This is a genomic window from Maribacter aquimarinus, assembly GCF_047345505.1.
In the GTDB taxonomy this organism is placed as follows: domain Bacteria; phylum Bacteroidota; class Bacteroidia; order Flavobacteriales; family Flavobacteriaceae; genus Maribacter.
Map to the genome: position 1 here is coordinate 55974 of NZ_JBLFEO010000016.1, position 23639 is coordinate 79612.

General features: G+C 49.0%; 19 protein-coding genes and 1 tRNA gene. 8 read left to right on the forward strand and 12 right to left on the reverse strand.

Annotated features, from left to right (window positions below):
• Nucleotides 1–3 precede the first annotated feature (3 nt).
• The 3 genes from ACKWCC_RS12270 to ACKWCC_RS12280 all read right to left on the reverse strand — a co-directional run bounded on the left by ACKWCC_RS12270 (nt 4) and on the right by ACKWCC_RS12280 (nt 5393).
• The gene (locus tag ACKWCC_RS12270) at nt 4–3192 is read right to left on the reverse strand and encodes a SusC/RagA family TonB-linked outer membrane protein (RefSeq protein WP_413996235.1); all 3189 of its coding nucleotides are present in this window, start codon (nt 3190–3192) and stop codon (nt 4–6) included.
• A 1275-nt stretch (nt 3193–4467) separates the two neighbouring features.
• Nucleotides 4468–4635 (reverse strand): hypothetical protein, encoded by a 168-nt coding sequence (locus ACKWCC_RS12275; protein ID WP_413996236.1) that lies wholly within the window; start codon nt 4633–4635, stop codon nt 4468–4470.
• Between the two features lie 685 nt (nt 4636–5320).
• Nucleotides 5321–5393, reverse strand: a tRNA-Met gene (locus ACKWCC_RS12280).
• A gap of 197 nt (nt 5394–5590) precedes the next feature.
• On the opposite strand from ACKWCC_RS12280, the gene ACKWCC_RS12285 reads away from it, so the two are divergent.
• The 4 genes from ACKWCC_RS12285 (at nt 5591) to der (ending at nt 10180) form a co-directional block, all read left to right on the forward strand.
• Nucleotides 5591–6946, forward strand: a complete 1356-nt coding sequence (locus tag ACKWCC_RS12285; RefSeq protein ID WP_413996237.1) for an alanine/glycine:cation symporter family protein — start codon at nt 5591–5593, stop codon at nt 6944–6946.
• Nucleotides 6943–7827, forward strand: coding sequence for a GTPase Era (era, locus tag ACKWCC_RS12290; protein WP_413996238.1), 885 nt, complete (start codon nt 6943–6945; stop codon nt 7825–7827). Before ACKWCC_RS12285 ends, era begins: the two co-directional genes overlap by 4 nt.
• A 256-nt stretch (nt 7828–8083) precedes the next feature.
• Nucleotides 8084–8779: an acetyltransferase gene (locus tag ACKWCC_RS12295; protein WP_413996239.1), complete on the forward strand. Its 696-nt coding sequence runs from the start codon at nt 8084–8086 to the stop codon at nt 8777–8779.
• A 96-nt stretch (nt 8780–8875) separates the two neighbouring features.
• The gene (gene der / locus ACKWCC_RS12300; protein ID WP_413996240.1) at nt 8876–10180 is read left to right on the forward strand and encodes a ribosome biogenesis GTPase Der; all 1305 of its coding nucleotides are present in this window, start codon (nt 8876–8878) and stop codon (nt 10178–10180) included.
• Between the two features lie 411 nt (nt 10181–10591).
• Here the strand turns inward: der and ACKWCC_RS12305 are convergent, their stop codons facing one another.
• From ACKWCC_RS12305 to ACKWCC_RS12325, 5 genes are all read right to left on the reverse strand, one after another.
• Nucleotides 10592–11386, reverse strand: coding sequence for a TPM domain-containing protein (locus ACKWCC_RS12305; RefSeq protein WP_413996241.1), 795 nt, complete (start codon nt 11384–11386; stop codon nt 10592–10594).
• Nucleotides 11367–11804 carry a TPM domain-containing protein gene (locus ACKWCC_RS12310; protein ID WP_413996242.1) on the reverse strand — a complete coding sequence of 146 codons (438 nt, stop codon included), beginning with the start codon at nt 11802–11804 and terminating at the stop codon, nt 11367–11369. Before ACKWCC_RS12310 ends, ACKWCC_RS12305 begins: the two co-directional genes overlap by 20 nt.
• A 10-nt stretch (nt 11805–11814) precedes the next feature.
• Entirely contained in the window at nt 11815–12411 is a 597-nt protein-coding gene (locus tag ACKWCC_RS12315) for a LemA family protein (protein WP_413996243.1), read from the reverse strand.
• Nucleotides 12412–12481: 70 nt separating this feature from the next.
• Nucleotides 12482–12811, reverse strand: a complete 330-nt coding sequence (locus ACKWCC_RS12320) for a MerR family transcriptional regulator (protein ID WP_413996244.1) — start codon at nt 12809–12811, stop codon at nt 12482–12484.
• Nucleotides 12811–13788, reverse strand: a complete 978-nt coding sequence (locus ACKWCC_RS12325) for a M23 family metallopeptidase (protein WP_413996245.1) — start codon at nt 13786–13788, stop codon at nt 12811–12813. The genes ACKWCC_RS12320 and ACKWCC_RS12325 overlap by 1 nt, the downstream gene beginning before the upstream one ends.
• Before the next feature lie 104 nt (nt 13789–13892).
• Here ACKWCC_RS12325 and alaS point away from each other — a divergent pair, with 104 nt between their 5' ends.
• The 4 genes from alaS to ACKWCC_RS12345 all read left to right on the forward strand — a co-directional run bounded on the left by alaS (nt 13893) and on the right by ACKWCC_RS12345 (nt 20312).
• The gene (gene alaS / locus ACKWCC_RS12330) at nt 13893–16508 is read left to right on the forward strand and encodes an alanine--tRNA ligase (RefSeq protein ID WP_413996246.1); all 2616 of its coding nucleotides are present in this window, start codon (nt 13893–13895) and stop codon (nt 16506–16508) included.
• Nucleotides 16509–16564: 56 nt separating this feature from the next.
• A complete protein-coding gene (locus ACKWCC_RS12335) occupies nt 16565–17524 on the forward strand; it encodes a GSCFA domain-containing protein (protein ID WP_413996247.1) in 960 nt (319 codons plus the stop codon).
• Between the two features lie 39 nt (nt 17525–17563).
• Nucleotides 17564–18178, forward strand: a complete 615-nt coding sequence (locus ACKWCC_RS12340) for a DUF4230 domain-containing protein (protein ID WP_413996248.1) — start codon at nt 17564–17566, stop codon at nt 18176–18178.
• A gap of 268 nt (nt 18179–18446) precedes the next feature.
• Complete coding sequence (locus ACKWCC_RS12345) at nt 18447–20312, forward strand: mucoidy inhibitor MuiA family protein (RefSeq protein WP_413996249.1); 1866 nt, start codon at nt 18447–18449, stop codon at nt 20310–20312.
• A gap of 134 nt (nt 20313–20446) precedes the next feature.
• On the opposite strand, the gene ACKWCC_RS12350 is transcribed toward ACKWCC_RS12345, so the two are convergent.
• From ACKWCC_RS12350 to ACKWCC_RS12365, 4 genes are all read right to left on the reverse strand, one after another.
• Complete coding sequence (locus ACKWCC_RS12350; protein WP_413996250.1) at nt 20447–21355, reverse strand: DUF5996 family protein; 909 nt, start codon at nt 21353–21355, stop codon at nt 20447–20449.
• A gap of 4 nt (nt 21356–21359) precedes the next feature.
• The gene (locus ACKWCC_RS12355; protein WP_413996251.1) at nt 21360–21644 is read right to left on the reverse strand and encodes a GNAT family N-acetyltransferase; all 285 of its coding nucleotides are present in this window, start codon (nt 21642–21644) and stop codon (nt 21360–21362) included.
• 24 nt (nt 21645–21668) lie between these two features.
• Nucleotides 21669–22547 carry a pirin family protein gene (locus ACKWCC_RS12360; protein ID WP_413996252.1) on the reverse strand — a complete coding sequence of 293 codons (879 nt, stop codon included), beginning with the start codon at nt 22545–22547 and terminating at the stop codon, nt 21669–21671.
• A gap of 652 nt (nt 22548–23199) precedes the next feature.
• Entirely contained in the window at nt 23200–23511 is a 312-nt protein-coding gene (locus tag ACKWCC_RS12365; protein ID WP_413996276.1) for a GNAT family N-acetyltransferase, read from the reverse strand.
• Nucleotides 23512–23639: the final 128 nt, after the last annotated feature.

Genomic DNA, 23639 nt, shown 5'->3' on the forward strand with positions numbered 1-23639 from the left:
TTTTTAAAATCCTACGTTAACTCCTAGACTTATGGTGCTTAGCTGAGGAAAGGCAAACGTGTTGGCAAATTCCGGATCGCCACGCTCAAACTCACTTAAAGCATCAAAAATGGTTAAGATATTAGTGGCACTTAGGTACAGTCTAAAACTTTCCAGACCGTTGGTTTTGTCCAGCAAGCTTTGCGGCAGGTTATAGCCCAGTTGCATTTGTCTCAACCTTAAAAAATCTGCATTTCGGTACCAGAAATCGCTGTTGGTGCCCCCATCCAATCCAGTCCTTATAATTCTGGGAAACTCTGCATCCCTATTTTCAAGGGAAAAGGTACGATCTACATAATACTCCAGGTTGTTGCCCGATCCGCCCGCGTTGAATTCGTTGTTGACAACGCGCTTAACCCTACCTTGACCGGTGAACAACATACTAAAATCAAAGTCCTTGAAACCACCAGAGAGGTTTAAGCCATACTGAATTTCAGGAAAAGGTTTGGCATCGAACCTGTACCTGTCATCGCCATTGATGACACCATCCCCGTTTAGGTCTGCGAAAATAAGGTTCCCCAAGCCTGCACCGGGATAGTTTACATTATTGTCCAAATCCTCTTGGGTTCTGTATATTCCAATGGCCTTGTACACTAGGGGAGAGGCCAGTGGCCTGCCCTCCAGCCTTTGAAATTCCGAGCCTTCGGCGGGTGGCACTTCATCAAAGAACTCTACCCTGTTCCTGGCATAGGTAAGGTTACCGGTGATGCCCAACCTAAAACCATTGTCGCTTTTGTAATTGTAGGTTAACTGTGCATCTACGCCTTCATTGGCGAACTCACCAATATTCTCATCCGGGGGAAGAATACCAAAAACATCGGGTATGGATACGTTTCTTGAGGCCAAGATGTCCGTGGTGTTCTGGATAAAATAATCAAAGGCAAATCCCAACTTTCCCTCAAACAGGGAACCTTCCAGTCCTATATCTATATTTTCCGTTTTTTCCCAAGTAATGCCTGGATTGGGAGACACATCTGGTACCAGGGTCTGAACATCCTGGCCGCCAAGAACCGTTCCGCCGGCATTTCCCTGCACTCCGCTCGGGAATCCGAACGCTTGTAGGAACTGAAAGGGATCTACCCGGTCATTGCCCAATATGCCCCATGAGGCCCTCAGTTTTAAATCGCTGAAGACCTCAGGAACGAAGGACTCCTCGGAAAGGCGCCATCCTGCAGATGCACCGGGAAAGAAACCAAATCTATTGCCTTTTGGAAAGATGCTCGATCCGTCATATCTAAAATTAAATTGAAACAGATATTTTGAAAGGGCCGAATAGGACACCCTTCCAAAATAATTTTGTCTCGAGGTTTCGGAGGCCGCACCATCTGTGATCCAATCATCTTGATCCAGGCTGCCCGCAAATATTTCGTCCAAGGCCGCTGACTCAAAATTACGACGGCCGGCCTGAAAGAAGTTACTGGCGCCCTGATTCTGTTCGTAAGCCAGGAAGGCCTTTACATCGTGGTCTTTTCCAAATCGTTTTTCATATTCCAACCTAAAGTTGACCGTAGTTTGGCTAGACTGCCTAAAAGTCTGGGTAAGTCCGGGAGGCTCAATGGTTCTGGAAGGTCGTTCCACTGGAATGTCATTCTCATCGAACTCCCACCACGTCCAGGTAAAGTTAAATTCCCTATCCACAAAGTAAGCATGGTCATAAGCAAGAAAACCCTTAAAGGAAAGCCCGTCCGTGAGCCACGGCAACCTAAGGTTCCAATTGAGATTTGCATTGAACACATCGTTTGTAAATCTTCCATAACCTGGGCTGGTGACCCTTGCTGCCGGGTTGAATTCTGAAAAGCCTGCCGCGGGCAAATTGGTGTCCCCGTTAAGAAATGCGGGCAACAAAGGGCTGGTTACCGCAAGTTGATTTCCCACACCCCCAACGTCACCCTGGGGTCTTTGCGTAAATTTGCGCCTGCCGGCCAAATCAAACTGTACACTAAAATTGTCACTCACATCCACATCCAGGTTGGAACGTAGGTTAAACTGCCGAAGCTTGGTCTTGTCATCATTTATGACCAGTGCGCCTTGCCTTGCATGACCAAAAGAAGTGAAGTATCTCACTCTTTCCGATCCACCGCTCACATTGAGCGAGTGGCGACTTTGGATTAAAGTCCTTCCGCCGATGATGTCATCCCACCAATCCGTGGATTGCCGTGTGCCGTTCTGAAAATCAGCGATCAGTTCCTGGGGAAAACCAAGGGGCCTGCCATCCAACGCATCGGCGGTATTGTTAATGTTCATAAAATCAACCGCGGAGGCCACGCCCAATTTACCAATGGGCCTGCTAAAACCTTGGTCAAAAGAGTAGTTGAATTTCGCTTTTCCCTGCCTTCCCCGTTTGGTGGTCACCAATATAACCCCTCCCGCGGCCTGCGCTCCGTAGATTGCGGCAGAAGCGTCCTTAAGTACGGATATGCTCTCTATATCATTGCCATCTATACGGTTTAGGCCATCAGGGTCCCTATTGGGAACACCGTCTATAACGATCAAGACCGGAACATTGCCGTTAAAGGTACTTGAGCCGCGCACCCTTAGTTCGGAATCATCAAAACCCGGAGCAGAGCCACCTTGAACAACAAAAAGCCCTGGAACCTGCCCTTGAAGCGCATTTGAAGTTGAAATGGCAGGTGTTTGTTGTAAAACGGGGCCTTCCAATTGTGAAATTGCATTGGTCACCTCGGCCCTGGTTTGCGTTCCATAGCCAATGACCACCACCTCATCCAGAATCGCGGTGTCTTCCTCCAGAGCTACAGTTATTGAGGTGGATTCCCCAACAACCACTTCTTTGGTTACAAAACTGAGATATGAAAAGACCAAAGTAGCACCCGTGGGCACATTGATGGTGAAATTCCCATCAAAGTCAGTTTGTGTCCCGTTGGTAGTGCCTTTTTCCAATACCGAGGCGCCCGGTAAACCAACACCCATAGCGTCTGTGACCGTACCGGTTATGGTAATTTGCTCCATGTCCCAGGAATCTGACCTGGATGTTTTGGAAACTTCAGGATCAGTACCATTGTTGTTTGGTCCTGAGGGGTCATGCGCCCGTAATGCCGAACTAAGAAATAGGAACAGTACAAATGCGTACAGCGGACAACTGGCTGCCAGCCATCTTTTAAGCGATAAATTACATTTCATGATTTTGAGTTTCATTGGTCGTTTTTACAATAGTTTAGTTGTTTTGGTCTCTTGTGGTAAAACCATCAAGGCTCAGGGTATATTCATAAATTTTAGTTTAGGTTAAATGGAAGGTACAGAAATGGATGTCTGCCTGGAAAGCATAAACCCCTTTGGGAAACAATATCTCTGTCAGAAGAAGGAATGGCGCGTCCCTATTGTTCTATTGTAAAAAAGTAAAATCCAGAAACTGTCCATAACTTTAGGATGATGATGTTTTCTTTTAAAGCTTGAATTAAGGTCTGCACTAACTATTTGTTTTTGAAAAGAAAAGCAATCCACATCTTAAACATACTAGATGCTATCGTCAAAATTATGCTATCTCTAACGATAAGTATGATTCGTTATTTTCTAAAATTGAATCAATATTAACAAGTAAAAGCGCATTTGCTTAAAATAATGTTTGTTAATGGGTTGCTTTTTTATGGAATTCGTTTTTTTTTCTCAAGCTTGTAAAAACCGTTTATGGCCCACTTCCTTCACCGGGCCAAAGTGAGCAAGCTTTATGCCGGCACAGGGAAACCCACTGAAGCTCCAATGTTGTTTGCAAAATGCCAAATGTCCATATTTTAAAAAAACCGATGGCCCAGAAAAAGAAATAGGGACGTGAAAGGCAGAAGAGGAATTTTGGTTTTAAAGGGTAGGTGCAAACAACTATAAGATTTGTCCCAGGGCAACATCGAGAAACACCGTTGCCAACCACCTTGCCCTTTGGGCCGGACCATTTCAGGTAAAGGGTAACCAAGAGTTGCCGGTCTGGGCCCAAGGTGAGGGGTTCCTTGGCCGATATTGACAATTAGTATGAGGCCGAGGTGTTGCCCAAAAGGCCATACGGAGCAAGGGTCAGGCCCGTGTTCCCACTCTTGGAAGCCAACAACTGATTGTCATTCAAGGGAAGGCATACCCAAAAAACTCCACGTTCAAGGAGGTGGGAAAGTAAAAGCCAAGGGGGTTGCCTTTGTAAGAAATGGGAAATATTTTCTTTTGCCAAAGGCACATCGTCGGGCTGTCCCATATTGGTTTTCCCGCGCCCCCTTCTGGCCCACCGAATGCCACTTTATCTTTGTTTCTCAAGAATGTTTTGCCATGAAACCTGAAGGTGGTTTACAATGGGGTGGCCAGTGGAAAGGGAGTTAGGGCACAAAATGATGAGTAACGGGGTTAACCATCTTTGCCAATCGATAGAAAAACTTGGATTTCCGTGTTTGCGGCTCCCTTTAGGGTTTGCCCGCCATACCAAAGCCGAACATGTTATCTGCTGTTTTGTGTGTTTGCCAGTTGTTTTTCGGCATCGCAGTAGTAATCGTGGTGTTGGTGCAGATCGCAATCGGTTTCTCGGAGGGTCTTTTTGGGATTTCTGAATCTTGGTTGCCTAAATATCTCAATGAGATTGAATACGGTGCTGTGTGCTGTTTTCATTTTTCTTGTTTTTGTCATAGGGCAAAGGTGCGATGTAAATAGGGGTCGGGCCATGCATTTTTTTCCCCAATCTTGGTACATTCTTCCTTTAGTGGTTTCGTAACTACCCCGGGGAAAGCCCGCAAGGCATTCGAAGAAAGTACTGTTCATTTCAGGGCAGGCCTCCTATGATGCCTTTTGGTGGAGCGAGAAAACTTTTGGGCACCCTGTTGGGGCATCTAAAAGAAGTTTATTGGCCCAGGGCAATTTAGGCCATTGGGCCATTTTGGGTAAGGTTGCAATGGTACCGGTTTGCTGTTGCCCAATGCCCAGGGGACTGGAAGCGCTTTCACGGGAGTAAGGGTAGGGGCGATGATTGAATCGCCAAGGGATGGCCGTGGAACCAAACCCCATATTTTCATGGCTTTGTTCTAGGGGCGCATCTTGCGGCTAAAAAGAGGGCCAGTAGTTTGGGGCGCAATGTGGTAGGTTGGGCAATGCCTGCTCAATTTCTCTTGATCATTTGAAAAAAAACCCTTTTTCTACAAAAAACCGCTAAATAAGTTGGCTTGTTGCATCTGGCACTGCACCACGCTTTGGGCTGGGCAGCCTTCGCCGTGAGCGATCGGGAGCCTGGGCATCTTCACAATACCAACAAAACACAAAAAAAGGCCAGAAAATAAGCTTTCTGGCCTTTGTTTTCTAGTAGCGGGGACTGGACTCGAACCAGCGACCTTCGGGTTATGAGCCCGACGAGCTACCTACTGCTCTACCCCGCGATGGGTATTTTCTCACTTGTTTTGCAACTCCGGTACATAACCTCCGGCGAGAAAAATCATTACCGCATTCTGCGCTAATGGACGGCAAATATACAATGTATTTTTAAGATGGTCAAATTCTGGAAGAAAGAAATATTGGGCACGGGCCAACCCGTAAAAAGGGGGAAAATCCCTACCTTTCACCTTTTTGTGAGCCAATGGAAGCAATCAATGATTTTATTGCCGCTGCGCTGCCCTACACAGAGTGGCCCATGTTCTTGCTGTTGATCGGTGGCGGACTCTTCCTGGTCGTGTATTCCAAGTTTCTGCCCTATCGGTATTTCGGTCACGCCATAGCCATAACGGCCGGTAAATATGACGATAAGAACGCCAAGGGAGACGTGAGCTCCTTTCAGGCCCTTTCCGCCGCGGTGGCCGCCACCGTTGGTCTCGGAAATATATCCGGAGTGGCCATCGCCATCCATGACGGTGGCCCAGGGGTGGTCTTCTGGATCTGGATGACCGCCCTGATCGGTATGGGCATTAAATTCTATTCGTGCAGTTTGGCCATTATGTTTCGCGGCACCGATTCCGACGGAAAGTTACAAGGTGGCCCCATGTTCTATATTATCAAAGGACTGGGCCCCAAGGCCAGGCCCTTGGCCATCTTTTTTGCCATTTGTGGCCTGTTCGGCTTTTTGGGGGTCTTCACCGCCAATCAGTTCACGGAGACCTTTATGAGCGTGGTGGAGCCCTCCAAGAACTTGTACGCCATGTCCGATATGAACTGGAAATGGACCATTGGTATTTTCCTGGCCGTCATTACTTCCTTTGTGGTGTTTGGCGGGCTCACCAAAATTGCCAAGGTGGCCTCGGCACTGGTACCCTTTATGGTGGCCGTTTACCTCGTTGCGGTGATCGTGGTCATGGTCATGAACGCTGGGCTGGTGATCCCCAGTTTAAAACTGATCATCAGCGAGGCCTGGAACTTTGACACCCTGGTCACCGGAGGCTTTTGGGGCTTGGTGATCATTGGCGTTCGCCGCGCCATGTTCTCCAATGAGGCCGGACTGGGCAGTGCCCCCATGTACCACGGGCAGTCCAAAACGGACAATCCCATAAAAGAGGGCCTGGTGGCCATGCTGGGTCCTTTTATAGACACCATACTGGTGTGTACCTTTACCGCAGTGGTCATTATTTTGAGCGGGGCCTATCTGGAAGATGGCAGTGGCATTGTCATGACGCTCTCCGCTTTTGAGACCACCCTGTTCGGGGTGGGAGACGATCTGCTCATGGTCATTGTAACCGCGTTTGCCCTATCTACCTTGTTCACGTATTCCTATTATGGGGTAAAATGCCTCTCCTTTCTTACCAATGCCAAGATCGGCAGGTACTACAACCATTATTTTGTGGTCATGATCGTCTTTGCGGCCGTTGCCTCCTTGGAATTGGTAAAGAACCTTATAGACCTGAGCTATGCCTTGATGGTCATACCCAACATGATCGCGGTGCTCTTGTTGGCCCCAAAGGTGAACCGGGCGGCCGCGGACTACTTTAAAAAAATGAAGAGATGACGGAACATAGAGCGGGTTTTGTGAATATCGTAGGGAATCCCAATGTGGGCAAATCCACTTTAATGAACGCCTTTGTGGGAGAGAAACTGTCCATCATCACCTCAAAGGCACAGACCACCAGGCACCGTATCCTGGGCATTGTCAATGGAGATGATTTTCAGGTCATCCTGTCAGATACCCCGGGCATCATCAAACCCGCTTATGAGCTGCAAAGCTCCATGATGGACTTTGTAAAATCGGCTTTCGAGGATGCAGATGTGCTTATATATATGGTGGAAATTGGTGAAAAGGGGCTCAAGGACGATAAATTTTTCAGCAAAATAAGTGAGACCAACATTCCCGTACTGCTTTTGCTGAACAAAGTGGACACTGCCTCCCAGGAGCTGCTGGAAGAACAGGTACAGTACTGGCAAGAGCAGCTGCCCAAGGTAGAGATCCACCCCATATCTGCACTTACCAACTTCAACATAAAAAATGTGTTTGCCCGCATCATAGAGCTTTTGCCCGTGGCCCCGGCCTACTATCCCAAAGACCAGCTTACCGATCGGCCGGAACGCTTTTTTGTGAACGAAACGGTGAGGGAAAAAATTCTGATGCACTATAAAAAAGAAATTCCCTACGCGGTGGAAATAGAGACGGAGGAGTTTGTGGAGGATGACAATATTATCCGTATCCGCTCGGTGATCATGGTGGAGCGGGAGACCCAAAAGGGCATTATCATTGGCCACAAGGGCAGCGCACTGAAAAGGGTGGGGGTGGCCGCACGAAAGGATTTGGAAAAATTCTTTGACAAGCAGGTGCACATAGAGCTCTACGTAAAGGTGAACAAAAACTGGCGCAATGACAACCGGCAGTTAAAACGCTTTGGGTACTCTGGCTAAGGATGCGGTGTGTTCAATTTTGGGCACCGAGGGAAGGCAATGATGCAGTGCGAAGCAGCAAAAGACTACAGAAGTTTAGGCTATGCCCTCTTTAGGCGGGGAAATCATTTGAAAATCGCTTGTCTGGATGGCTTTTTCCAAAAAAAGCATTCTATGGAGTGCTGGGGGTCCTGATCGTTGAATATTTTTGCAAAAGGCACATTATCATCGACAAAATGCACATTTTATCGATGAAATGCGTAACTTGGCCCTGTAAATGGAAAATATAATCATTTTTGGGGCTTCTGGTCACGGCAGCGTGGTGGCAGATTGTGTGGAACGATCAGGCGGTTATCGCATTGTTGGTTTTGTGGATTCCTTTAAGGGAAAAGGGATGGTGCACCACGGGTACCCGGTACTGGGAAGTGAGTACGACCTGCCTTTTGTCATTTCCAAGTTCAATGTCAAGGGCGGGATTGTGGCCATCGGGGACAATTGGTGCAGAAAAGGAATGGTAGATCGTATTTTGCGGATCGACCCCAATTTCAATTTTGTTATGGTGGTGCACCCCAAGGCGGTCATGTCCAATAATGCCGTTATTGGACCTGGCAGTGTGGTGATGCCCGGGGCCGTCGTAAATGCCGGCGCCGTGGTGGGTGAGCACTGCATCTTGAACACCAATGTTTCCTTGGGGCATGATGGGGTCATGGACAATTTTTCCAGTTTGGCGCCACGGGTGGCCACTGGAGGAAATCTTTTTTTGGGCCGTTTCTCGGCGGTGGGCCTAGGATCAAGCATCATTGAAAATATTGAAATAGGCGAACATACCGTCATTGGAGCCGGATCTTTGGTGGTGGGCAATGTGCCCAGCTATGTTGTGGCCTACGGGTCCCCGGCAAAATTGGTGCGTTCACGCTCCGTCGGTGAGCGCTATTTGGGCCGCAATGCCCAAAATCTCCATATAATGCGCTGAAGGGGGCCAAAGAAATCTTTTGTTTTTGGAATAAAAAAATCCCTTGCCAACGGCATTATCAGGGATACCGTACCTTTGCGGCCAAAATATAGAGCTATGGGCGCCATTGTTGCCATTATAGGGAGACCCAATGTGGGCAAATCCACATTTTTCAATAGGTTGATACAGCGCCGTGAGGCCATCGTGGATGCCACAAGCGGCGTAACCCGGGACCGCCATTATGGGAAAAGCGATTGGAACGGCAAGGAGTTTTCCGTAATCGATACCGGTGGCTACGTCCTGGGCAGTGACGATATCTTTGAAAAAGAGATAGACAAGCAGGTGGAGTTGGCCATTGATGAGGCCGACGCCATTATTTTTATGGTCGATGTGGAAACGGGGGTCACCGGAATGGACGAGGATGTGGCCAAACTGTTGCGCCGGGTGGACAAGCCCGTGCTGCTCGCCGTGAACAAGGTGGACAATGCCATGCGCGAACAGGATGCCGTGGAGTTCTATAACCTTGGCCTGGGCGATTACCACACGCTTTCAAGTATCAACGGCAGTGGTACCGGCGACCTCTTGGATGCCTTGGTGCAGGTCTTGCCGGACACGGAACAGGAGCAGGACGATCTGCCCCGTTTTGCCGTGGTGGGCCGCCCCAATGCCGGTAAGTCTTCCTTTATCAATGCGCTGATCGGGGAAGAGCGCTATATTGTGACCGATGTGGCGGGCACCACCCGGGACAGTATAGACACCAAGTACAATAGGTTTGGTTTTGAGTTCAATTTGGTGGATACGGCCGGGATACGCCGCAAGGCCAAAGTGAGGGAGGATCTGGAATTCTATTCGGTGATGCGCTCCGTCAGGGCCATTGAGCACAGCGATGTGTGCCTATTGTTGTTCGATGCCACCCGGGGCTTTGATGGCCAGGTGGAGAACATTTTTTGGCTGGCCGCCCGCAACAACAAGGGCATTGTCATCTTGGTGAACAAATGGGATTTGGTAGAGGACAAGGAGACCAATACCATAAAGGAGTACACCCAGAGAATAAAAAAGGTCATTGAGCCCTTTGTGGATGTGCCCATTCTGTTCATCTCCGCGCTTACCAAGCAGCGCATCTTCAAGGCCATTGAGACCGCGGTACAGGTATATGAAAACAGGAGCCGTAAGGTGGTTACCCGGAAACTCAATGATGTCATGCTGCCGCTCATAGAACAATATCCGCCACCGGCTAACAAGGGCAAGCACGTTAAGATCAAATTCTGTACCCAACTGCCCACGCCCTATCCGCAGTTTGCATTTTTCTGTAACCTGCCCCAATATGTGAAGGATCCCTACAAACGCTATCTGGAGAACAAGATCAGGGAGCATTTCGATTTTTCTGGGGTGCCCATTTCCGTTTTTATGCGGAAAAAGTAAAGGTGGTCTCCTTTTGTTCAAGTACGGAAGGTAGAAACAAGAGGTAAGAACAGAGAAAATAGAATTGTATGTCTTAGGCCATGGTTCTAACGTCAAACCAATTCACATCGACCTAAATCAGGAAAACGACCTCTTAATACTCAATACTTGATACTCAATACCAAGAACCAAAGATAAGGAGGCAAGAAAAGAGAACAGAGAACAGAGAAAATAGAATTGTATGTCTTAGGCCATGGTTCTAATGTCAAACCAATTCACATTGACCTAAATCAGAGAAACGACCTCTTAATACTCAATACCAAGAAACAAGAAACAAGAATCAGGAGGCAAGAAAAGAGAATCAAAACACAACGCACTACCCTCTACTCTCTACCCACTAACGACTACCCTCTACCCACTAACGACTACCTACTACCACCCTCCGGAAGCACCGCCCCCGCCAAAGCCGCCACCACCGAAGCCGCCTCCGAAGCCACCTCCGCCGCCAAAACCACCACCGCTGCCAAAGCCGCCGCTTCTTCCGCTACGGCCCATATTGCTCAAGATGATCATGTCCCAGATACTGGGGCCGCTACCGCTGCGCCCACCGCTGCCCCCGCCGTTGCGCCGGTTGCGCTTGGACAGGATAATGAAGATGACAATGAAGATGATAATGGGCAGGAGGCCTCCCAGCGGGTTTCCCTGGGGTTCGTCAAAAGAGCGGTCTTCCTTGAAAGCACCTGTAAGCACCTTGAAAATGGCATCACTTCCCTTACTGAGGCCACCAAAATAGTCGCCTTTTTTAAATTGGGGTATGATCACGGTCTCAATGATGCGCCGGGACATGGCGTCCGTGAGCATCCCCTCTGTGCCATAGCCCGTGTTGATCGCAATTTTCTTATCGTTTTTGGCCAGTAGCACCAATACCCCATTGTCCGTGCCCGCTTGGCCAAGGCCCCATTGCTGGCCCCATTGCGCGCCAAGGTACATGATGTTTTCCCCTTGCGTACTTTCAATGATGGCCACCACGATCTGGGTGGAGGTGCTGTCCGAATACCGGATCAGTTTTTGTTCCAAGGTGTTTTTCTGGGCAGGGGAGAGGAGGTTCACATAGTCGTACACGCTGGTCTGTACCGCGGGTTTCTCCGGTATCTGGAACTGGGCCCAGGCCGTTACCAGGCTAAAGAGCCAAAGGGCAAGGACCAGGCTAAGCTTTGGATACTTCATCCGAAAGTTCGTTTTGATCCCCTTTTTTGTATGGAAAATGGGCCTGCAAGGCCTCGCCGGCCCGCAAAATGCCCTGAACAATGCCCGTCTTGAACTGTCCTTTTTTAAAATGTTCCTGTATCACGTCCCGTGTGCCTTCCCAAAAATTGTCCGGTACGGCACGGTCTATCCCCTTGTCCACGCAGATCACAAATTTTTTGTCCTGCACGGCCACATAGAGCAGTACGCCGTTTTCTTCCTTGGTGTTGTCCATTTTAAGGAGGTGGAAAACGGCCTTGGCCCTTTCGTAAGGGTCCAGATCGGTGTGGGCTTCCAAGTGCACCCGGATCTCGCCGGAAGTGCGCTGCTCTGCCGCAATGATGGCCTCCACAATTTCGGCCTCATCCGTGCTGCTCAAAAAATCCTCTACTTGGGACATTTACGTTTGCTTAAAAATCAAAATTCACGTCCGGTGCCTGTTCCGATCCGGCCTCGGACTTGAAATACGCCAGTTCGTCAAAATTTAAGATGCCCGCCAAGATGGAGTTGGGAAACTTTTTAATGTGCAGGTTGTAGGGCTCCACGGTGGCATTGAAGCGGTCCCGTGCCACGTTGATGCGGTTCTCGGTGCCCTCCAGTTGCGATTGCAGCTCCAGGAAATTCTGGTTGGCCTTGAGGTCCGGGTAGCGCTCCACGGTCACCAACAAGCGGCTCAAGGCCCCACTGAGCCCGCTCTGGGCCTCGTTAAACTGCGCCAGTTGATCGGGCGTAATGTTGGTGGGGTCTATGCTCACGGCCGTGGCCTTGGCACGGGCCTCAATGACATCGGTCAGGGTGCCGCGCTCAAAGTCTGCCGCGCCCTGTACGGTCTTAACCAGATTGCCAATGAGGTCGTTGCGGCGCTGGTAGGCGCTCTCCACATTGGCCCAGGTCTTGGTAGAGGTTTCTTCCAGGGCAATGGCGGTGTTATTAAAGGTTACGCCCCAATTGTAAAGGGCCAGACCTATTACGGCCAGAATGATCAGTGCAATGATTCCTTTTTTCATTTTCAGTGGTTTTAAAGTCCTTGGGCACCCCAGGGGCTGCACAAGAGCGGTTAGTGTTCGTGATTATGGTTTACAGTTGGTCCTTCATTTTTATGAGCGCCGCTTTCACCCCTTCCAATTTTTGAATGATCTCAAAGTTGGAGAGGGTCTTTTTCCGCTCTTCCTTTAAGTGGGTCTTGGCACCTTCCAGGGTAAATCCCCTTTCCTTGACCAGGTGGTATATGAGTTCCAGACTTTGAATGTCCTTTGGGGTGAATTTGCGGTTGCCCTTGGCATTTTTCTTGGGCTGGAGCACATCGAATTCCTTTTCCCAAAAACGGATCAGGGATGTGTTCACGCCAAAGGCCTTGGCCACTTCGCCTATTCCGTAATACCGTTTTTCGGGAAGGTTTGCCTTCATCAATCCAGGGATTGGTTTTCCTGATTGGCGTATTTCAGCATGTTCTGGAATTCTTCTGGAGACAGACTGCCGTAGTAGAAATTCATGGGGTTTATGCGTTCCTTGTCCTTCCAGACCTCATAGTGCAGGTGCGGGGCCTGTGATCGTCCCGTACTGCCCACAAAGCCTATAAGATCGCCCCTTTTTACCTGCTGTCCCTTTTTTACGTTGTACTTGCTCAGGTGGGCGTACAGGCTTAGATACCCATAACCGTGATCGATCCTGATGTGTTTCCCGTATCCGGAGGCATTGTTGTCCGCACGCAGCACCTTGCCGTCCCCGGAGGCATAGATGGGCGTGCCCTTTGGGGCCGTGAAATCCATCCCGTAATGCATTTTTCGCACTTTGGTAAAAGGGTCCGAGCGCCATCCATAACCAGAGGCCATTCGGGTAAGGTCGTCATTGTTTATGGGCTGTATGGCCGGGATGGAGGCCAGCAATTTTTCTTTTTCCTCGGCCAGTTTGGTGATCTCGTCCAGGGATTTGGACTGTATGGCCATCTGTTTCTTGATCACGTCCAAGCGCTTGGTGGTGGCAATGATCATGTCCGAGTTGTTGAAGCCCTCCAGGGACTTGTACCGGTTAATGCCCCCAAAACCGGCCCGCCGCTGTTCCTCGGGAATGGGATTGGCCTCAAAATAGAGTCGGTAAATGTTGTTGTCCCGATCGGCAATGTTTCCCAGTACATACTCTATTTGCTCCATCTTTTTGTTCAGGAGCTCAAACTGTAGTTCGTAATTTTTAACCTCACGGGCCAGGGAGAGTTCCCTCGGGGTGTTGATCAGGTTGGTGTTGAGCAAAAGCACCAGTCCCAGCAGTCCGAACAAAAAAGAGCCCAAAAAGAAAAATGCAATGTTCCTGTAGCGCCTGGAACGTTTTGGTTCCAGCTTTCTGTAGGCGAGCGTTTCCGGGTCGTAATAGTATTTTACCTTAGACATGACGGGATTTTGTCCTATTTTTACGCTTTCGTTTTAACATAACAAACAAATATAAAAATTGTTTTGTACAAACGGTTAAAATTTATAAAACCTTGGCATTGTATATGAATTCCAAAGATATACGAAAGCAGTTTCTGGCGTTTTTTAAAAGCAAGGAACACCATATAGTCCCTTCTGCCCCCATGGTGATCAAGGACGATCCCACCCTGCTCTTTACCAACGCCGGAATGAACCAGTTCAAGGCACAGTTCTTGGGCATAGACCAGCCCAAGGCACCGCGGGTGGCAGATACCCAAAAGTGCCTGCGCGTCAGTGGCAAGCACAATGACCTGGAAGAGGTGGGCAAGGACACCTACCACCACACCATGTTCGAGATGCTGGGCAACTGGAGCTTTGGGGACTATTTTAAGGAAGAGGCCATCACCTGGGCCTGGGAACTGCTCACCGAGGTGTTCAAGATAGATAAGGATCGGTTGTACGTCTCCGTTTTTGAGGGCAGTACCGATGCCGATGCCCTGGAAAAGGATCACGAAGCGTATGCGCTGTGGCGCAACATTGTCCCCGAAGACCGTATCATCATGGGCAATAAAAAGGATAATTTTTGGGAGATGGGAGACCAAGGTCCCTGCGGCCCCTGCTCCGAGATCCACGTGGACCTGAGACCCGATGGTGAAAGGGCCAAAACACCGGGAGCCAGTTTGGTCAATGCAGACCATCCGCTGGTGGTGGAACTTTGGAACCTGGTCTTCATGCAGTACAACCGAAAGGCCAATGGCAGCCTGGAGCCCTTGCCCGCCAAGCACGTGGACACTGGAATGGGTTTTGAGCGGCTCTGCATGGTATTGCAGAACGTAACCTCCAACTATGACACGGACGTCTTTACGCCCCTGATCCGGGAGATGGAGACCATAACCAATGCGGTCTATGGCAAGAAAGCGGAAACGGACATTGCCATACGGGTCATTGTGGACCACATCAGGGCGGTGGCCTTTTCCATAGCAGATGGCCAATTGCCATCCAATACCGGTGCCGGTTATGTGATCCGCAGGATCTTGAGGCGCGCCGTGCGCTATGGCTTTACCTTTCTGGACACCAAGGAACCCTTTATGTTCCGCCTGGCCCAGGTGTTGGCGCGCACCATGGGAGAGGCCTTTCCGGAGCTCAAAGAGCAAAAACAGCTTATTGAGAACGTGGTGAAGGAAGAGGAACAATCCTTTTTGAAGACCTTGGACCAAGGCTTGGTTCTCTTGGACGTCATGATCGCCAATACCAAGGGCAAGGTCGTGGATGGTGCCAAGGCCTTTGAACTGTACGATACTTTTGGTTTTCCCATAGACCTCACCGCCCTGATCTTGGGTGAAAAGGGCTACACCCTGGACGAGGCGGGCTTCAACACCGCCATGCAGGCCCAAAAAGATCGATCTAAATCGGCCTCTGCCGTTTCCAAACAGGATTGGGTGGTGCTGCTGGACGATAAGGAACAGGAATTTGTGGGCTATGATGTCCTGGAGGCCCGTGTGAACTTGGTGAAGTACCGCGAGGTGACCTCCAAAAAGGGCGGTACCCAATACCAATTGGTGTTCAACCTTACCCCTTTTTACCCGGAGGGCGGGGGGCAGATCGGGGACAAGGGCTACCTGGAGGCTTCCAATGGCGATGTGGTGTACATTACGGACACCAAACGGGAAAACAATGAGATCGTACACTATGCCAAGAACCTGCCCAAAAAACCGGACGCTTCCCTAAATGCAGTGGTCGATGCCAAACACCGTGCGCTCACCGAGGCCAACCATACCGCCACCCACTTGCTGCACCAGGCGCTTAGGGAGGTGCTGGGAGGGCACGTGGAGCAAAAGGGCTCCTCGGTGCAGGCGAACTACCTTAGGTTCGATTTTTCGCACTTTTCCAAGATGACGCCCGCGGAACTGCAGCAGGTGGAAGATTTTGTGAATGCCCGCATCCATGGCAGATTGCCCTTGGAGGAAAGGCGCAACGTTCCCATGCAAGAAGCCCTGGCCTCCGGGGCCATGGCCCTCTTTGGCGAAAAGTACGGGGACACGGTGCGCACCATACAGTTTGGAAAATCGGTGGAACTCTGCGGGGGCACCCACGTGAAGAACACCGGAGACATCTGGCATTTTAAGATTAAGTCCGAAGGTGCCGTGGCCGCGGGCATTCGCCGGGTGGAGGCCATTACCTCGGACGCCGCCAAAACCTTTTTTTTGGAGAGCCAAGAGGCCCTGGACCAGGTACGGGAAGTGCTGGGCAGGGCCCAAGACCCGGTAAAGGCAGTGGCCGGACTCCAAGAAGAGAACGCGGCCTTAAAGAAACAACTGGCCCAATTGCTAAAGGACAAGGCCAAAAACCTAAAATCTGAATTGATGAACCATTTGGAGGAGGTGAACGGCGCCCGGTTCCTGGCCCGTAAATTGGATCTGGATGCGGCCAGCATCAAAGACCTCTGCTTTGAAATGGGGCAGGGGCGCCAAGATCTTTTCCTGCTCTTTGCCACCGAGCAGAACGGCAAGGCCCTATTGTCATGTTACATCTCCAAAAAACTGGTGGCGGCCAAAGCGCTCCATGCCGGTACCATTGTACGTGAGCTGGGCAAGCACATTCAGGGCGGCGGTGGCGGCCAGCCCTTCTTTGCCACGGCTGGGGGCAAGCGGCCGGAGGGCATACCCGAGGCCTTGGAACGTGCCAGAACGTATTTGGGGTAACCCTCGGGATGGCCCGTACGTTACCGGTTGGGTGGGGATCAAAAAACACCTCTGATATGAAACTGCAGACCCAAGTGCCCTTGAAAAAGGCCAACAGGCCCATGGATTACAACAGTCGCCCGGTCTTGTTCGGTTCCTGTTTCTCGCAGCACATCGGGGCCAAGCTCCGGTATTTTAAATTCCGGTCCTTTGAGAATCCCTTTGGCATCCTCTTTCATCCCCTGGCCATTGAAAACGTGATCTTCCGGGCCCTAAAAAACCAGGGCTACACGCCGGCAGAACTGTTTTTCGGAAATGATCAATGGCATTGTTTTGACGCCCATAGCGCCCTTAGCGATGTTTCGCGGGAAAAGCTGCTGGAGCGCCTTGACCAACAGCTCCGGGAAACGGAGCAGCGGCTCTTGGGGGCCTCCCACCTGATCATCACTTTGGGCACGGCCTGGACCTACGAGCACATTGAACAGGGAAAGACCGTGGCCAACTGCCACAAAGTGCCCCAAAAGGAATTTCGCAAGAGCTTGCTTTCCGTTGCGGAGATACGGGACAGTCTGCAACGTATGGTGCATCAGGTCAAAACCGTGAACCCAGCCGTTCAGTTCATTTTTACCATTTCTCCCGTACGGCACCTAAAGGATGGTTTTGTGGAAAACCAGAGAAGCAAGTCGCACTTGATCGCCGCGGTGCAGGAGGTGCTGCATGCGCCTTCTTTTAATGCGGGTGGCGCGTATTTCCCGGCCTATGAGATCATGATGGACGAGCTGCGCGATTACCGTTTTTATGACACCGATATGCTGCACCCCAACACCTTGGCCATTTCCTACATCTGGGAACGTTTTAAGTCGGTTTGGATCGCTGACCATGCCCTGGGGGTGATGGAACGCGTGGATCAGGTGCAGCGCGGTTTGGGGCACCGGCCCTTTAACGCCGGGTCTGCAAGGCACCAAGAGTTTCAAGCCGTCTTGGCCACAAAAATAAGGGCCTTGAAGGAAGATTTTCCCTTTATGGTGTTTGAATAAATATCCGGGCCATGGCCTTATCTTGTTTATCTTTGGAACATGAAAAAAGTACTGGCAGGTATTCTCATTGCATTGACCGCCATGTTGGTGTACCGTTCTTGGGGCGAGCATAGGGCGGAAACGGCCCTGCTCAAGGAAAGTTCCCTGCTCATACAGCAACAGATCAACAATGTCTCCAAACTGGTGGTCACGGAGGGGCACTTCTCCGAGGTGTACAACTATGCCGATTCCAGGGCGCTTTTTGGGCCTTTTATCCGGGCCGATAAAAAGGCCTTGGTGGTGGTCAATGCCAAGGTCACCGTGGCCTATGACCTGGGCCAATTGCAACACGAACTGGACGCCGAAAAGAAGGTGCTCCGCATTGCCCATATCCCGGAACCGGAGATAAACATCAGTCCGGACTTTGAGTACTATGATGTCTCGGCAGACTACCTAAACCCGTTCGATGCTTCGGACTACAACAAGATCAAACAGAACGTCACCGCCTCCCTGATGAAAAAAGTGGAGCGTTCCACGCTGAAGGCGAATGCGCAAAACCGGCTTCTGAGCGAGCTGCAACAGCTCTATGTGCTCACCAACAGCCTGGGGTGGACGCTCTTGTACGAGGGCGCCGAAGTGGAAGAGGGTTTTCCTGGGGCGCTTCTGAAGGATTGATGTTGGGGGTGACGGGGGTTGGGAGTATTTAAATGATATCCGATAGCACCAACTGGCAACTTCCAAAAAAACCTTAAATTTTAATTGATCTAAACGACTCGGAAAGGGAAGTGGGGACAAGGGAGGTTGCAGTTCTTTCCATTTGCTCAAAAACAGTACCTTTAAAAATGGATTAAAGAAAGGTCACTTAATGTTCTCGAATCCAAAAGGATTGAAAAATACCTAAGATATGTAGTATTTAGGTCAGTGTATGATTTAAAAAAAAAAGATGAAAAAAATTATCATTATACTTTTCAGCTTGTCGATATCAAGCTTATTTTCCCAAGAGATAAATGAGAAAGTAGTGAATACTGATATTTCAGAGGTCACCGTATTTATCAAGGGAGCCCAAATAGTAAGAACTAAAGAAATTGAACTTGGCAAAGGTAAAACTACCCTGAAATTCGTGAACCTTTCACCATTCATTAATTCTAAAAGCTTACAGGTAAAGGTAAGCGGAGATGTAACAGTTTTAGCTGTTAACCATCAACAAAACTTCATTGATAAGTTGGAGAAACGTCCAGCTTTGGAGGAATTGGAATCTCAATTGGATGGGGTAAGGGATGCATTGAATTTGGAAAAAGTACATTTGGAGATTTTAAAGGAGGAACTGGCTTTTTTACAAGAAAATAGAAATATTGGGGGCAAGAATCAGGAACTAAGTGTCACCAACCTCAAGGAGGCCTCTAATTTCTACAGTTCCAAACTAACATCATTAAAGCTTCAAGAAATTGATCGTAACAAAAGCCTTGTCGATCTCAGAGAAAAGGAATTTGATATCAATAATCAGATCAAGACGATGACTGGGGAAGGGCAGTACGCCAATGGCGAAATCATAGTTGAGGTGGAGAGCGAAGGATTTTCAAAATCCAATTTTGTGGTAACTTATGTTGTTGGCAACGCAGGTTGGATTCCTTCCTATGATATAAGAGCCAAGAATGTGAACGAACCTGTGGAAATCGTTTATAAGGCCAATGTGAAACAGGACACAAAAAAGGATTGGAAAAATGTTAAGTTGAGTTTGTCCTCAGCGAATCCAAATTTATCTGGTGTGGCACCGGAACTGAAAACGTACTTTCTAAATTACAATACGTCTCCGCCCAGTTATAAACGTTCTATATCCCAGGTTGAAGGTAGGGTTCTGGACGGCAATTCGCAGGCTCTTCCGGGAGTTAATGTATTGGTCAAGGGGACAACCATAGGCACTACCACTGATTTTGACGGATACTATTCCATTACGGTGCCCCAGTCTTCCGGCCAATTGGAGTTTGCCTACTTAGGTTTCAAAACTGAGGTCATACAAGTGCAAAATGAGGTGCACAATGTAGTTCTTCAAGAAGCTTCAGAAGCCTTGGAGGAAGTTGTGGTGATTGGGTACGGTAGCAAAAATGAAAGATCCCTCTCCAATAAATTAAAGGGAAAGGTTGCTGGAGTAGATGTGCAGGACGCGGTTGACGCCCAAATTCCAATTTTGCAGGTTAGAAACCAAACCACCGTTGACTTTGAAATAGAACCGCCATACACTATAATGTCAGACAACAAAAGTTATTCAGTGGATATGGCAAATTATAAATTGCCAGCTGCTTATCAATATTTTAGTGTTCCTAAAATAGAGAAAGAAGCCTTTCTTGTTGCAAGTATAAAGGACTGGGAGCAATACAATTTGTTGGAAGGTGAGGCAAACATATTTTTTGAGGGCACCTATATTGGAAAAACCCTATTGGATGTAAGGTACGCAGCGGACAGTTTGCAGATTTCCCTTGGTCGTGATAAAAATGTATTGATTGATAGAAAGAAAATTACTGATTTTTCATCCAAAAAATTTATTGGGACTCGGAAAGAGGAAAATAGGGACTGGAGAATTTCCGTTAAGAACAATAAGTCTGAAAATATCAATTTATTGATTGTGGATCAAATTCCCGTTTCAACCCTCGATGAAATAAAAGTGGAAGTTTTGGAATTGGCCAATGGAGATCTTCAGTTGGATAATGGTCAGGTGCAATGGAAGTTTGATTTGGGGCCAAGTGAAACGAGAAATCTCGATTTAAGATATTCGGTAAAATATCCCAAGAACAGGAATTTAATCATTGAATAAAAACAATTTTGAGGACAGAGACCTACAATCTTCACTTTTTACTTGAAGGGTACTGATGCCAAATACCCTATGCCTATTGCTAAATGGTATTTCCCAAACCACGCATCAACCCCAAAAAAAATTGGCACCACCCCTTATTCGGCAGGGACCTTTAATGCCTCCAAGTCCCACCCGGCCAAGCGCGCCCCGGCTTTATAGCTGCTTTCCAAAAAGTTGAGGATTTCCTGTTTTGGGTTTTCGTGGTTCCGCACATCATCGTACATCAGCAGGGCCATGGGGCTGCCATTGGCGTCTTGCCATTTGGCGCTTTTGGGCAACAGCGGCTCTTTGTCCAGACCTGGGGGAGCGGGGTAGGTATAGGAATAAAAGGCAGGCTCGGTAATGGTGTCATCGCCAAACCAGAACCCAAAACTGATCACCTCGTGGGAGTAGGCTTCCCTTTCAACCTGGGAAACATTGCCCAGGTCCGGCGCTTTTTTACCCGAAAACCGGGTGACCACAAGATCCAAATGATGCCAGTAGATATGTACGGGACAGGTCTTGCTGTACGATCTGCCGCCAAATTCCTTTAAAATCATATCTACCTGTACCAAAATGCGCCAAGCGGTGTGCACGGCACCCTTGTCGTAGGTATGGTGCATGGTGCATTCTTGGAAGGGAACGTTGTCCGCCAGGTTATAGGGCCTCGCCAGAATATCGAACCCAATCTGCAGTTCTTGCAGTATGGTGCCCAGTTGCCGGTAAAAATCCGCCACGGAGAGACCATCGTGCAAGGCAAAAGAACGGACGTCGCCCTTACTGGTGGTCACCAAGAGTTCGTGGTTTAAAAAGTTGAACGCCACCTCAAAGGTAAAATCGCCCTGGGGGATGGCGCCGGTGGCCACACCGCTGTTGGTAACGTACAGGGTAATGTGCCACCAATGGTTGTCCTTGGGCATTTGGGAGAGGCGCAACTTGCCCACGATCTGAAAATAGCGGTGCAGGGTCTCCTTGGTGTCCTTCCAATCTGCGAGCGGCAATGCCGGGAAAAGGGTGTTGTTCATGGTCTTATTTCTTTAAAACATCCTGTAGTTCTTCGTGCCTGTTGAACATGGCTTTGGCAAAGGGGCATAGTGGTATGATCTGTACCTTTTTTTGTCTGGCCATGTCCACCAAATCGTAGAGCAATTTTTTACCCACGCCCTGGCCCTTGAAGGCCTGATCTACCTCTGTGTGGTCAATGATGATGAGCGATGCACTGGCCTTGGAGTAGGTCATTTCACCTGCTTTTTTACCCTCTTTTGTCGCGATTGCAGCGCCCTTGTTTTCTGTTTCTGTCCGTGTTATTTCCATTGTCTATTTTTGGTTTAAGGGCGATCAATCTTCCAAGTACCCAAATTTGCCCCTATTGAAATCATCGAAGGCTTCCATCAATTCTTCCCTGGTGTTCATCACAAAGGGGCCTTGCGCCGCAATGGGTTCATTAATGGGTTCCCCGCTGAGGATGAGCACTACGGCCCCGCTATTTGCCGCTACTTCAAAATGTTCCCCGTCATTGGCCATCAATGCCATGTGATCGGAGGGCACTGCTTCATTGCCATTGATGCTTATGTTGCCATGGAGCACCAAAAGTGCGGTATTGAAGTGGGCGGGGAACTGAAAATGCGCCTTTCCGCCTTCATTTAACTTGGCATTGAAAAGGTGCACCGGGGTAAAGGTGTTGGCCGCACCGGTAAGGCCTTGGTGTTCTCCGGCAATCACCTCGATCGTGCCCGCATGGTCTGGCAAAACGTGCCTTGGGATGTCTTGGTGTTTTATGGCCTGATATTTTGGGGGAGATTTTTTGTCCTTAGCGGGCAAGTTCACCCACAGCTGTACCATCTGGAAATCGCCGCCTTTTTTGCTCCACTCGGTTTCGTGGTACTCTTTGTGCAGGATGCCGTTGGCGGCGGACATCCATTGCACGTCACCTTCACCAATGATGCCCCCGCCGCCACTGCTGTCGTGGTGGGCAATACGGCCCTTGTAGGCTATGGTGACCGTCTCAAAACCTTTGTGCGGATGTACCCCCACCCCCCTGGGCCTGTCCGAGGGTGGAAAGGTGTGGGTGGCATTGTAGTCGAACATTAGAAAGGGATCCATTCGCTGCATGTCCATTCGGAATCCGCTGGGGATAAAGTTGTGCACCCGGAAGCCATCGCCCACGAAATGGGGCGGTCTTGGGCTGGCCACGAGTTCCACTGTTTTTGTTTTCATAGGTTTACATCTTTTTAACTATCTAAAAAACAAGCCAATTAAAAAATTAAGAACCACGCTCTTGCGGGACAACCACTGCGTGCTCACATTAAAAATTTCAAAACTGGCCTTTTGCGAAGTGATTTTAAAATTTCTTTAGCGGTCAGTAGATAAACACTTATCAATCAATCAAACAAATCAATTATTCGATTATAATACGGTTAATCCCAGATTAAGCAATAGAAATTCCATTACGGCTGTAAATCCCTTCAAAATCGATCGTTGCACTGACTTTTGCTCACTCACCGTAGCGATGGCTACGCCTCAATCGCAAAAGTCTTGATTTTATTGGGCTTTACACCCTCACCACGAAAGTCTACTGCATAATCTGGGATAATAATTTTTACCATTGTCGGTTCGAGCGCTCCCGAAATTTCGGGAGAGAACCATTTGCCAGCCAAGGAAGACTTCGACTGCCTGCCTCGACTACAATTCGGGCGGGCGCTCAGCCTGACATTTAAGCTATCAACTCCGATTTAAAATAGGCAACTATCCACTGACCTCTAAATTTCTCAATGCTCGTTTCTCTGTGAACACCTGTTTATCTCAATATTACCGGGAACATCAATGGTTTTCCCATTGTTGGTCAAAGTATTCCCAAGTGCGGGGCAGTCTATAGATCCCCGTAACCCTTGAACCTGGGGCTCACGATGCGCTTCCATTCCGGATGCCTTTTAATATAGGCAAAAACATAGGGACAGAACGGGAACAGGGTCATCTTGTGATCATCAAAGTACTGCAAGGTTTTTTTCACCACGGCAGCGGCCGCCCCTTTTCCGGCCAGTTCGGGGTCGGTCTCGGTATGTACCAGTGCCGTGCCCTTGCCAAATGGTTTGTAGTCTATAAAGGCATAGTGGCCGTCCACGTTTATTTCAAAACGCTTTTTGTCCTCGTTTTTTTGTAAGGGAGTGTCCTCGTAGGCCATGTGCAAAAGGGTTCGTTTTACTAAAACTAGTGGTTTTTTCGGAAATTGGGTTTTGTTTTTTTGAACAAGTATGCCCGGTGGCCGGCTGTAAAGGGCCATTGGGCACCTAAAATTATTTAAAAATGGAA

Bases quoted from the DNA above. Each gene is read 5' to 3' on its own strand.
- ACKWCC_RS12270 (WP_413996235.1), bottom strand. From the start codon at position 3,192: ATGAAACTCAAAATCATGAAATGTAATTTATCGCTTAAAAGATGGCTG.
- ACKWCC_RS12275 (WP_413996236.1), bottom strand. From the start codon at position 4,635: ATGAAAACAGCACACAGCACCGTATTCAATCTCATTGAGATATTTAGG.
- ACKWCC_RS12285 (WP_413996237.1), top strand. From the start codon at position 5,591: ATGGAAGCAATCAATGATTTTATTGCCGCTGCGCTGCCCTACACAGAG.
- era (WP_413996238.1), top strand. From the start codon at position 6,943: ATGACGGAACATAGAGCGGGTTTTGTGAATATCGTAGGGAATCCCAAT.
- ACKWCC_RS12295 (WP_413996239.1), top strand. From the start codon at position 8,084: ATGGAAAATATAATCATTTTTGGGGCTTCTGGTCACGGCAGCGTGGTG.
- der (WP_413996240.1), top strand. From the start codon at position 8,876: ATGGGCGCCATTGTTGCCATTATAGGGAGACCCAATGTGGGCAAATCC.
- ACKWCC_RS12305 (WP_413996241.1), bottom strand. From the start codon at position 11,386: ATGAAGTATCCAAAGCTTAGCCTGGTCCTTGCCCTTTGGCTCTTTAGC.
- ACKWCC_RS12310 (WP_413996242.1), bottom strand. From the start codon at position 11,804: ATGTCCCAAGTAGAGGATTTTTTGAGCAGCACGGATGAGGCCGAAATT.
- ACKWCC_RS12315 (WP_413996243.1), bottom strand. From the start codon at position 12,411: ATGAAAAAAGGAATCATTGCACTGATCATTCTGGCCGTAATAGGTCTG.
- ACKWCC_RS12320 (WP_413996244.1), bottom strand. From the start codon at position 12,811: ATGAAGGCAAACCTTCCCGAAAAACGGTATTACGGAATAGGCGAAGTG.
- ACKWCC_RS12325 (WP_413996245.1), bottom strand. From the start codon at position 13,788: ATGTCTAAGGTAAAATACTATTACGACCCGGAAACGCTCGCCTACAGA.
- alaS (WP_413996246.1), top strand. From the start codon at position 13,893: ATGAATTCCAAAGATATACGAAAGCAGTTTCTGGCGTTTTTTAAAAGC.
- ACKWCC_RS12335 (WP_413996247.1), top strand. From the start codon at position 16,565: ATGAAACTGCAGACCCAAGTGCCCTTGAAAAAGGCCAACAGGCCCATG.
- ACKWCC_RS12340 (WP_413996248.1), top strand. From the start codon at position 17,564: ATGAAAAAAGTACTGGCAGGTATTCTCATTGCATTGACCGCCATGTTG.
- ACKWCC_RS12345 (WP_413996249.1), top strand. From the start codon at position 18,447: ATGAAAAAAATTATCATTATACTTTTCAGCTTGTCGATATCAAGCTTA.
- ACKWCC_RS12350 (WP_413996250.1), bottom strand. From the start codon at position 21,355: ATGAACAACACCCTTTTCCCGGCATTGCCGCTCGCAGATTGGAAGGAC.
- ACKWCC_RS12355 (WP_413996251.1), bottom strand. From the start codon at position 21,644: ATGGAAATAACACGGACAGAAACAGAAAACAAGGGCGCTGCAATCGCG.
- ACKWCC_RS12360 (WP_413996252.1), bottom strand. From the start codon at position 22,547: ATGAAAACAAAAACAGTGGAACTCGTGGCCAGCCCAAGACCGCCCCAT.
- ACKWCC_RS12365 (WP_413996276.1), bottom strand. From the start codon at position 23,511: ATGGCCTACGAGGACACTCCCTTACAAAAAAACGAGGACAAAAAGCGT.